We start from the raw sequence: 9,491 nt of genomic DNA on the forward strand, positions 1-9,491 counted from the left end.
AACCCGGCCAGCTGCCGGCCACGTCCGCCGGGCACCCGTCATGCACACTATTCAACAGACAGCCCTTGGTATCGGTGCTCTTCCCTAGACAAGAAGATCATCAACCAAGGGCTGTTCCCATGATCAACCAGGGGTCACCACCGACCGCCACGGCTTAAACAACAAGCTGAGAGAGCGTCTGATTCACGTATTTTGTGCGTTATGGTGGTTTAGGTGTCTCGCCAGGTTGGGGTGGTTTCGTCAGCCGCTCGTCGGGTGAGGTTGTCGATCATCGCGATGCGGACCATGGTGGCGGAGGTTTCCGGAGGGATTCGTAGTCGCGGGCCAGGCGGCGGTGTTGCATGAGCCAGCCGGATGGGTCGGCCGCGCGGCGAGGTGTCAGCCTGGGCTGGTCCTTTTCCGCGCGGCCTCCCGCCGAACCGGACTTGATGGTTTCCCGATCATCCGGCTCTCCAGTGACTACTGCGTGGGGATGGGTCAGGCTGCCCCAGTGTGGATGTGGTCGTGGCAGGAGGAGCAGACCACGAGGGTTTTGCGTCTCCGGTTTGCCATTGCCTTGGCCCATTGGGGTTGAAGCGGCCCGGGTGCTGCGAGGTCTGCGAGCTTGCGGACGTGGTGGACTTGAACCTCGCCGTTGTGCTGGCAGATCTCGCAGGTGTCCGCGAGGAGACGTTTGATGATCTCCTTGTGCCGATAGTCGACCCGGATCGGCTGCCGGTCGATGACCGTCGCCGTTCTTTGCCGGTGCAGTGGAATACCGCCGAACCGTGCGACCAGTGGTTGTCTGCCGTCGCGTTCGATGCGTGCCTCGAAGCAGGTTCGCGCCCCTTGCGGTGTCTGGATTTTGGCCTTGTGTCTGGTGGCCATCTTCGACATCGACGAGCGGTGCTTGCCTGCCAGGGTCTTGAGCATGGAGGTCTCCATGACCCAGCGCAGCCGGTGAAGTCGGTAGACGTCTCCGGCGGGCAGGTAGTACTGGACGATGCCCCGATAGACGGCCCCGAAGGTGGGGGTCTGGTTTGTGGCCATGTTCCTCCACGGTGGATGTTCGCCGGCGGTGTTGAAGTCGCGTGCATATGCGGTTCGCCTCCCTTTCTGGGCTCGACGTTGACGAGCAGGTGTTACTGGGACCGCTACTGACGGGCGCCAGCAATGGCGGCGCCAACCGGTAATGGCACCGCCCGGCACAGGCCGGAACAAGGGCCGCACCGGTTGGTGCGTTCATGCCCGGCCTGTCCGGGCGAGACAGGGAGCTGGGAGCGCTACGGGGTGACGGCAGCGCTATGAGTAACACTCCGGCTGGTAAGGCCGGCCGCTACCAGGGCGCTACCAGCCGCCCCGGCACGCCGGGCACGTCGCTTCCGGTTGCTTCCGCTTCCAGGTCGGCCCGGTCCGGGCGGAAGGAAGCGGAACGAGGAGGCGGAAGCCCGGTCTGTTCCGCGCTGTTCCGCCGCGCCGAGCGGAACAGCACCCCGGCCGTTCCGGAACGGTCGCCGGGCGCACGGAACGTTCCGCCGGGCGCGCGGAACAGTCGCCGGAACAGGGCAGCCGTTCCGGAACGGTCGCCCGGAACGAGCGGAACGGCCCGGCTGTTCCTGGCCCGTGGCGCACCGGTGGTGGACGGTCCGTTCGCAGCTACGCTGTGGCAGGCGAAAGGGGATTGATCATGTCTGTTGTTCCGGGTGCGACACCGGCCCCGCTGTCCGTGACGGCGCAGCTTGACGGGTCTGTGGTCCGGGTGGTCGCGGTCGGTGAGATCGAAATGTCTACCGCCGATGTGCTGCGGGACGCGCTCAACGATGCGTTGGACAAGAACCCGCCGGCCGTGGTGCTCGACATGGCAGGCGTGACGTTCCTGGACTCCACGGGGATCGCCGCACTCGTGGTAGCCCGCAACCGCGCCATCGACGAGAACACGTCCCTGGCCTTGATCAATTGTCAGCCGCTCATCCGGCAGGTACTTGACGTGACCGGGCTACTCGCGCCGCTCACCGAGGAAGACTGACGGGTCTGAGCCGCCCGCCGCGCCGGCCGTTCCGGAACAGATCAGCATGTGCCCCGGGTGGGTGTTACCCGCGTCCGACGGTTTCCGGGCAATCGGCCGGGCGGGTACGGTCGGCGGTCGCGGGCAGCAACCGTGCGCCTATGCTTCCGCGTAGCGTCGAGATCGCCGCGCGGAGCGGGGGCAGTCGGAGGGTGCACAGATGACCGACAGTTCGGAGCAGGTGGCGAAGCTCGACACCGGCGTGGCGCATACCGCGCGGACCTGACTATTGGTTGGGCGGTCAGGACGACTTCGCCTCCGACCGGGAGGTCGGTGAGCAGATCCTCCAGTTCCTGCCGAACATGCGCACCACCGCCCGCGCCGACCGCGCCTTTCTCGGCCGCGCGGTGCGGTACCTGGCCGTGGAAGCCGGATACGCCAATTCCTCGGTGTCGGCACCGGACTGCCGACGGCGGACAACACGCACGACGTTGCCCAGTCCGTGGCACCGCAGTCACGGATCGTCTACATCGACAACGATCCGCTGGTGCTGGTACACGCTCGCGCGCTGCTGACCAGCACACCGGAGGGCGTCACCGACTAGGTCGAGGCCGACCTGCACGAACCTGAGAGGGCCGTCCGGGAGGCTATGTCCGTTATCGCTGTGGGGTTGGATCAGGGCTGCTGGTGGGGGCTGGGCCAGAGTGAATAGGCCACGCTCGGACTTCATGATGTGATCTGTTGCGGGATCGAAGATCAACCTCCGCATTGTGAGTTGTGGCCGTGCAGATGCTGTGGGACTGGCCGTATTGGGCGCCGCTGATCGCGGTGGCACCGAGGTCGTTCTGGACCGGACCGTGATGGTCCTCGGGCCCGAGGCGACAGGCATCCCACCGCAGGCGCTCGACCTGCTCGACTGCGCGGTCGAGATCCCGATGGTGGGCACCGGCCACAGCCTCAACGTCGCCGTGGCCGGCTCCCTTGTCCTCTACCGCCTCGCCGGCCTGCTCTGACGCGCCGGGCTGCTCTTGGCTCGCTGGCCTACATCCTCGCTGTCAGACGGCGGTGAGCGCTTCGACAGCGGGTTCCTCCAGCGAGCGTGCCTGGTTGACAGCGGCCGCGAGTTCGGCGAGCCGCGCCGACGCGTCGGGTTCGCAGGCGAGCCGCGCGATCGTCGACCACACCGCCTGTACCGCTCGAATACACGGTTACGGGGGTTGACCTGCGGTTCTGTGCGTTGCCGATCACCGGCTCGGAGGCAGGATGGCTGGCATGGTCGTGTCGCTCGGTTACCTGGTCCTGCGTCAGGTGCTCCAGTTGATCGTGCTGGGCCTGCGCGGCGAGCGAGCCAACGAAGTCGAGATCCTGGTCCTTCGCCACCAAGTCGCGGTGCTGCGCCGTCAAGTCAAACGTCTGGATCTGGAACCAACCGATCGCGCGGTGCTCTCGGCCCTGGCTCGGCTGTTGCCCCGCCCGCGGTGGGCCACGTTCCTGGTCACCCCGGCCACCCTGCTGCGCTGGCACCGCACCCTGATCGCCCGGAACTGGACCTATCCGCGGCGCCGGCCGGGTCGTCCGCCGGTCCAGGCTGAGATTCGGGTGCTGGTGCTGCGCCTGGCGAAAGAGAATCCGGGCTGGGGGCATCGCCGGATTCAGGGTGAACTGGTCGGTCTGGGCTACCGAGTGGCGGCCAGCACCGTGTGGTCCATCCTGACCAAGGCTGGCGTGGATCCGGCGCCGCGGCGCTCCGGGCCGACCTGGACGCAGTTCCTGAGTGCGCAGGCCAAGGGGATCCTGGCCTGCGATTTCTGCACGTCGACACGGTCGGGTTGACCCGCATCTACGTGCTGTTCCTGATGGAGGTCGGCATCCGCCGCGTGCACATCCTCGGCGTCACGACCCACCCGAACGGGGCATGGTTGGCTCAGCAGGCCCGCAACCTGCTGGTGGACTTGGGGGAGCGGGCCGGGCAGTTCCGGTTCTTGATCCGCGACCGGGACACCAAGTACACGGACATCTTTGACGAGGTGTTCATCAGCGAAGGCATCGAGGTGCTACGCAGTCCACCGCGGGCGCCGCGGGCGAACGCGTACGCGGAACGGTGGGTACGCACTGTGCGCCGCGAGTGCCTGGACCGGATGCTGATCTACGGTCAGCGGCACCTGCTTGCTGTCGTGGGTGAGTTCGTCGAGCACTATAACGAGCACCGTCCCCATCAGAGCCGCGATCAGCGCCCACCCGATGCCACGGACACCGTGCCTGCCGTCTTCGACCTTGCTTCTGCGCGCGTCCGTCGCAGGAAGATCCTTAACGGACTGATCAACGAATACTCGCAGGTGGCGTAGCCCGAACCGCATTTCCGAGCGGTACACGACCCGATCATGGCCGGCGAGACACTACGGTCTTCGATGGAACTCATGCTGCGAAGCCTCCCGACTCAGCACCGGGAGATCATTGTTGCGACGTACTTCCGCGGCCGGACGACACGCGAGGCGGCCTGGGTACTCGGTCTCGCCCCGGCCGTCGCAAACGCCCGGCTCTACCAGGCGATGCGGGACTTGTCCCGCATGGTCGCCACCCGCCGGCCGGATCACGCCGGCTTCTACTCCGCTGACTCCTCAGGGTCCAAATGACGGCAACGAGCCCACAATCTATCGCGACCGCTCGGCCACCCCCAAGCGTCACTTCCTTACGGCTGCCGCACTCGCGGCGCGGAAGAGTGCACTGCGGTGATCGCTCATTGATTGACAATCGTGAGGCTCGTTGCTGATTTCGGGGGCCTGGCGTTACGGCCGTAGTACCAACGGAAGATCACTTGGCCGATAGCATTCCGGCGTGGGTATGTACCTGGTGGACATCAGCGCCTCGGACTGGGCACAGAACGAGTGCTCACCTCTGCTCAACGAGGCGCTCGCCGCGCGGGGTCTGCCGTGTTACCCGGGCCCGCCGACCACGGCCAGGGACTTCGAAGAGAAGCTCATCGCGAGCATGGACGACTTCGCCGACATGTGCGTGCGGCACAACGCCTCCGAGTTCCTCGACGCCTCGCTAATCGTGCCGGTGGACTTCACCGGCACGATCGAACTTGCGGTACAGAGCAACTACGACGACGTAACGAAGGTGTTCAGCGCGCAGCGGCTGCGTGCGGCGATCGCCCCGATCGCCGTCGAGGTGGGTCTGCCCGCCGGTTTGCCGAGCGGTCCGATGGCGCTGACGATCGCGATCGAGGACCCCCTTATCTTCTACGTGGCACTGTTTCGGCAGGCGGCCGCGCATTCGCTGCGACATGGCTGCCCGCTGACCTATATGTAGAAGCCGGCCACGTTCTGCCTGCCCGACGATCAACCCGTCTTCGAAGCGCCGGAGTTCGACGACCGCGCTGTCCGCTCACGGTTGCGGGGCCGCCGAGGGTGACTGCTTACCGTCATCCAGCGCACACGGTCAGTGGCAGAAGAAAGATTCTCGGTGTCGACGATGCCCCGGCTGCCAGGAACTTCGAGATCTACGAACATGTCGTCGAGTGCGCGCTCATCGGCAGAACTGCCATCCAGTGGGCGGTTCTCGGTCGACGAGGGCGCTGGCGACCTGCCCGACCGCTCAGTCAACCGGTGGCTCTGGCGGCGTGTGTGAGGGCGGTGTGTGCAGTGGATGGTTAGGCAGGATGGCGTGCATGGCCGTACGCAAGGTGATCATCGCCGGTGGTGGTGTCGCGGGGACCGCGACCGCGCTCGCCTTGCTCAAAGTCGGCATCGAGGCCGAGGTGTACGAGGCGCACGCGTCCGGCGGCGCGGATGCCGGCGCGTTCCTCACCGTGATGCGCAACGGCATGGGCGCGCTCGCGGGGATCGGCGCGGCCGAGGCGGTGGACGCGGTGTCGTTCCCGGCGCGGGCGGTGGCGTTGCTCGACGCTCAGGGCCGGCGGCTCGGACACCGGCCGATCGAGGGTCCTGCCCGATCCCTCACGCGCGCCGCGCTCTACCGGGCGCTGCAAGAGCTTGCGACCACGCGAGGCATCCCGGTGCACCACGGCAAGCGGATGACCGGGGCCTCGAGCGGTCCCGATGGTGTCGAGGTCAGTTTCGCCGATGGCAGCCGAGTCAACGGTGACGTACTGGTCGGCGCGGACGGCGTGCATTCCCGGGCCCGCCGGCTCATCGATCCCCAAGCGCCCGAGCCTCGCTACTCCGGGCAGCATGTGGTGTACGGCTACACGCCCGGCAACCCGGCCGGCCTCGACCTGGACGAGTACTACATGGTCCGCGGCAGCCGAGCGTTCTTCGGCCTCACCGTGCCCGGCGGTGACGGCCGGACCTGGTGGTTCGCGCGCATCCACGGCGATAGACCGGCAGCGGGGCTCAGCCCGGATCAATGGCGCGACCTGGCCCTGCGAATGTGCCGCGACGACGCCACTTGCGTCCATGCGCTCATCGCTGCCTCCGGCGCGGACATCGTGGGCAGCGACTCCTCCGACATCCCGACCACCCCGCACTGGCACAACGCCCGCATGGTCCTGACTGGCGACGCCGCCCATGCCGCGGTCCCGGCCGCCGCCCAAGGCGCCTCGATGGCCATCGAGGACGCCGTGGCCCTGGCCACGGCACTACACAACCACGACGACCCGACGATCGCCTTCGCCGCTTACGAGAACCGCCGCCGCGCCGAGACAGAGGAGACGGTCGCCGCGAGCGCCAAGCTGAGTTCCCGATGAGCCGCCACGTCGAGCACCGCGCCCGACCGACGGCATGAGAGCGCACCTGATCTTGGTCAAGCTTCAGTTATTGCTGAGGTCGTGAGGGGCTGCTTGTGAGATGTGCGGCAGCGTGTAGACGCTGGACTGTGCCGGTAGGTGCCATGTGGAGGCGAGGTGGTCTTGGAGTTCGGCATGGCGGAATTGGTAGACAGGGCCGACGACGCGGAGTAGGCCGAGGCGGTGTGCGTCGTCCAGGAAGGACATCAGTTGGCGCGGTAGTTTGCCTGCCAGGGCGAGCCGGGTGGTGGTGATGAGGTATGCCATCCAGGCGTGATGGCGGCCAGCTACGAACCCAGCCGTGGGTCCAATGGTGACTGTGTAGGTCAACCCGACCGCGATGCCGAACGCGGCGGTGTCTGCGAGCCCGGCGGCGAATCCGGCGGCAAGGCCACCAGACAGCCCGCCGGTGAGGCCAATTGCTGTGGTGCGGAGGACGTTGAGGGCTCGGTCGGCCTGCCAAGCGGATGTTGGAGTGTCAGCCTGCCCCTCTCGGGTCGGGGACTCGGCCCACGCGGTGAGTGTAGACGCGAATATGTAGGCAAAACCGACTGCGAGCCCCGTGGCGGATCCGGCCGCCAGGCCGTTGATATTCCCGGCGTCGAGGCTGACTACGATCCCCATTGCTGTACCAACGGCAACTCCAATAGCGATCCCGCGGAGCATTGTGTCGGGCATGGGTGTGGGGAGACGCCCGTTCCGGCGAAGATCGGCGAAGCCCGGCAATTGGTCTGACCAGAACCGTGCGCTTATTGCAACGACGAAGCCAGCGGTAAGTCCGAATGCCAGCCCGTAGCCGAGCCCGTGCGTTAACCCATCAGCAATTCCGATCGCAATTCCATTCGCGACCGTTGACGTTATTGTCACCAGGAGCGTGATCGCGGCGGCGATGAGGAGTCTGGTGGTGAGGTTGAGGGCGTGTGTTGTGCGGGCGAGGTGCCACCAGGCGAGGTCGCGTGTGCGTGGGGTGCCGTCGGTGTTGTGAGGGTGGGCCAGGTGGTGGGCGAGGTAGGCGAGTCTGCGCCGCATTTGGGTGGGGTCGTGGCGGCGGCGGGGCCGGAACGGATCGGCTGGGTTGGTGCTGGGTGGTCGGGCGTCGATGAGGGCGGGGATCAGCCGGTCGAACAGGTGGGTTCGCAGCGTGGAGGCGGTAGGGAAGCGGAGCGGATCGAGCAGGTCTGCCGGGTCGGCGGTCGCGGTGAGGTAGACAGCGCGTAGCAGCCACAACCCGAGTGGGGTGGAGGTGACCTCGGCCAGTGCGGCGGCGGGGCCGTCCGGCGTGGTGGTGGCATTCAGGTTGGCGAGGACGCGTTCCCATACTCGTCCGGGTCGGGCGGGTAGGCACCGCCGGAGGTAGTCGGCGCTGGTCACCGGGTCCACCGGGTCGGGTTCGATGACCATGGCCGAAGTGAGCACGTCCCCGGCGGTGTCGACAGCGTGCCGGTAGTCGACGGTGCGGCTGGTCACGACGAGTTGATCGGTGTCGCTCAGGCAACGATTGATGGCGATGACGACTGCTGCCCGTGAGCTGAGGGGCAACTCGTCGAGCCCGTCCAAGATCGGCAGGATCAGTCCGCGTGACGCGAGAATGGCAGGCGCGTCGGGACCGAGGCCGGTCGCACGGAGGGCCGGGTAGTCCTGCGCCAGCCGTGATGCCAGCCAGTCCTGCAGGCGCGGGAACAGGGTGGTGTCCCACCCGGCCACCGACAACAGGACCGGTATCGGCTCCGAATTGTGGCGTTGCCGGGTGGCCAGCAGCTCGCGAAGGAGTAGAACGGCCAGGGTGGTCTTGCCGCTGCCCGGCCCGCCCAGGATCACCAGCCGACGACGGCGCATCATGCGGAACTTGACGGCCAGGGCGGGGACGTTGGCGCTGGATGCGGTCAGCAGCCCCGTCCTGGTGAGGTTCACCGGATGATCGATCAGCCGGACGTCGCCGGCCGGATGCCACCGCACCGGGATCGGATCGGGGTCGTCCAACGATCTCATCGTCGCCTCGATGCGCCATTGCTGATCGACCAGCCCGGCCAACACCTCCATGGCTACCGCGAGCACATCCGCAGTCACCGGCACCGGCTCCACGGCCCGACGCCACAGCAGCAAGGGAGCCGCCAAGGCCGCGACCGCGAGGACCACCGACACGAGCTGAGCCACGTTGGCCGAGGTCTGCAACCCTCTCTCGTCCAGCAGGGCGGCACCGACCACCGCCAGACAGCCGACCAGTCCCAGCAGACCCGCCCAGGCCATCACCCCACGACGCCGGGTCATGCCATCGCCATCGAGTCTTGACCGGATTCACCATCGCCCGGATCAGCGCTCAGGCTCACGCGGACAAGATTGCGCACTCGGGTCATCCTGACTGCCGCACCCGGCCAACTCGTTCGTCGTTCGCCGCGACCCCTGCGTTACATGGGCCCTCCGACACGCGGCCGAGCCCATCACGGCAGGTCGGTACACCGCAACGCGAGTAACCCGAAAGGCTGTACCAAGCATGTATAAAATTGTCGAATCGCCCGAAATGCTATCAACATACGCCTAAATCCTCGGGAACGACAAGAAGGCGCAGCGGGGGCCTATTGTCCAATCTGGGAGAGGGCCAAATCATCGGCGATCCGCACGATCACCTGAATGCGCGCCATGATATCGACCAACGTTAGTTTATTGACGCACTCTTCTCGGCTACTTATCTAATTGATCTACGACCGCAGCCCGGCCAGGCTTGGTCGAGGTGACCGGCGGGGTAGCTCTCTCATCGGCTGT

At 66.6% G+C, this 9,491-nt stretch carries 10 protein-coding genes and 2 pseudogenes; 8 read left to right on the plus strand and 4 right to left on the minus strand.

The window, feature by feature from the left end:
* Positions 1 to 209 precede the first annotated feature (209 nt).
* Positions 210 to 352: pseudogene (locus ACZ6TI_RS47415) on the minus strand (IS5 family transposase); the annotation flags it as partial.
* Positions 353 to 477: 125 nt separating this feature from the next.
* Positions 478 to 1,029 (minus strand): HNH endonuclease, encoded by a 552-nt coding sequence (locus tag ACZ6TI_RS47420; RefSeq protein ID WP_465351902.1) that lies wholly within the window; start codon positions 1,027 to 1,029, stop codon positions 478 to 480.
* A gap of 637 nt (positions 1,030 to 1,666) precedes the next feature.
* Between ACZ6TI_RS47420 and ACZ6TI_RS47425 the strand changes: the two genes are divergently transcribed.
* The 3 genes and pseudogenes from ACZ6TI_RS47425 to ACZ6TI_RS47435 all read left to right on the plus strand — a co-directional run bounded on the left by ACZ6TI_RS47425 (position 1,667) and on the right by ACZ6TI_RS47435 (position 2,997).
* Positions 1,667 to 2,005: an STAS domain-containing protein gene (locus tag ACZ6TI_RS47425; protein ID WP_465351903.1), complete on the plus strand. Its 339-nt coding sequence runs from the start codon at positions 1,667 to 1,669 to the stop codon at positions 2,003 to 2,005.
* Positions 2,006 to 2,277: 272 nt separating this feature from the next.
* Positions 2,278 to 2,588 (plus strand): annotated as a pseudogene (locus ACZ6TI_RS47430) (SAM-dependent methyltransferase).
* 190 nt (positions 2,589 to 2,778) lie between these two features.
* Positions 2,779 to 2,997 (plus strand): TrmH family RNA methyltransferase, encoded by a 219-nt coding sequence (locus ACZ6TI_RS47435; RefSeq protein ID WP_465351904.1) that lies wholly within the window; start codon positions 2,779 to 2,781, stop codon positions 2,995 to 2,997.
* Between the two features lie 42 nt (positions 2,998 to 3,039).
* Here ACZ6TI_RS47435 and ACZ6TI_RS47440 read toward each other — a convergent pair whose 3' ends face one another.
* A complete protein-coding gene (locus ACZ6TI_RS47440) occupies positions 3,040 to 3,168 on the minus strand; it encodes a hypothetical protein (RefSeq protein ID WP_465351905.1) in 129 nt (42 codons plus the stop codon).
* Between the two features lie 79 nt (positions 3,169 to 3,247).
* Between ACZ6TI_RS47440 and ACZ6TI_RS47445 the strand changes: the two genes are divergently transcribed.
* From ACZ6TI_RS47445 to ACZ6TI_RS47465, 5 genes are all read left to right on the plus strand, one after another.
* On the plus strand, positions 3,248 to 3,817 hold the full coding sequence (locus tag ACZ6TI_RS47445; RefSeq protein ID WP_465351906.1) for a helix-turn-helix domain-containing protein: 570 nt from the start codon (positions 3,248 to 3,250) through the stop codon (positions 3,815 to 3,817).
* Positions 3,814 to 4,329, plus strand: coding sequence for an integrase core domain-containing protein (locus ACZ6TI_RS47450; protein ID WP_465351907.1), 516 nt, complete (start codon positions 3,814 to 3,816; stop codon positions 4,327 to 4,329). Before ACZ6TI_RS47445 ends, ACZ6TI_RS47450 begins: the two co-directional genes overlap by 4 nt.
* A gap of 72 nt (positions 4,330 to 4,401) precedes the next feature.
* Positions 4,402 to 4,617 carry a sigma factor-like helix-turn-helix DNA-binding protein gene (locus ACZ6TI_RS47455; RefSeq protein ID WP_465351914.1) on the plus strand — a complete coding sequence of 72 codons (216 nt, stop codon included), beginning with the start codon at positions 4,402 to 4,404 and terminating at the stop codon, positions 4,615 to 4,617.
* A 208-nt stretch (positions 4,618 to 4,825) separates the two neighbouring features.
* On the plus strand, positions 4,826 to 5,296 hold the full coding sequence (locus ACZ6TI_RS47460) for a hypothetical protein (protein WP_465351908.1): 471 nt from the start codon (positions 4,826 to 4,828) through the stop codon (positions 5,294 to 5,296).
* Positions 5,297 to 5,654: 358 nt separating this feature from the next.
* Entirely contained in the window at positions 5,655 to 6,692 is a 1,038-nt protein-coding gene (locus ACZ6TI_RS47465; RefSeq protein ID WP_465351909.1) for an FAD-dependent monooxygenase, read from the plus strand.
* 63 nt (positions 6,693 to 6,755) lie between these two features.
* On the opposite strand, the gene ACZ6TI_RS47470 is transcribed toward ACZ6TI_RS47465, so the two are convergent.
* Positions 6,756 to 8,999, minus strand: coding sequence for an NACHT domain-containing protein (locus tag ACZ6TI_RS47470; RefSeq protein ID WP_465351910.1), 2,244 nt, complete (start codon positions 8,997 to 8,999; stop codon positions 6,756 to 6,758).
* Positions 9,000 to 9,491: the final 492 nt, after the last annotated feature.

This window comes from Actinoplanes sp. NPDC051388 (assembly GCF_055586225.1).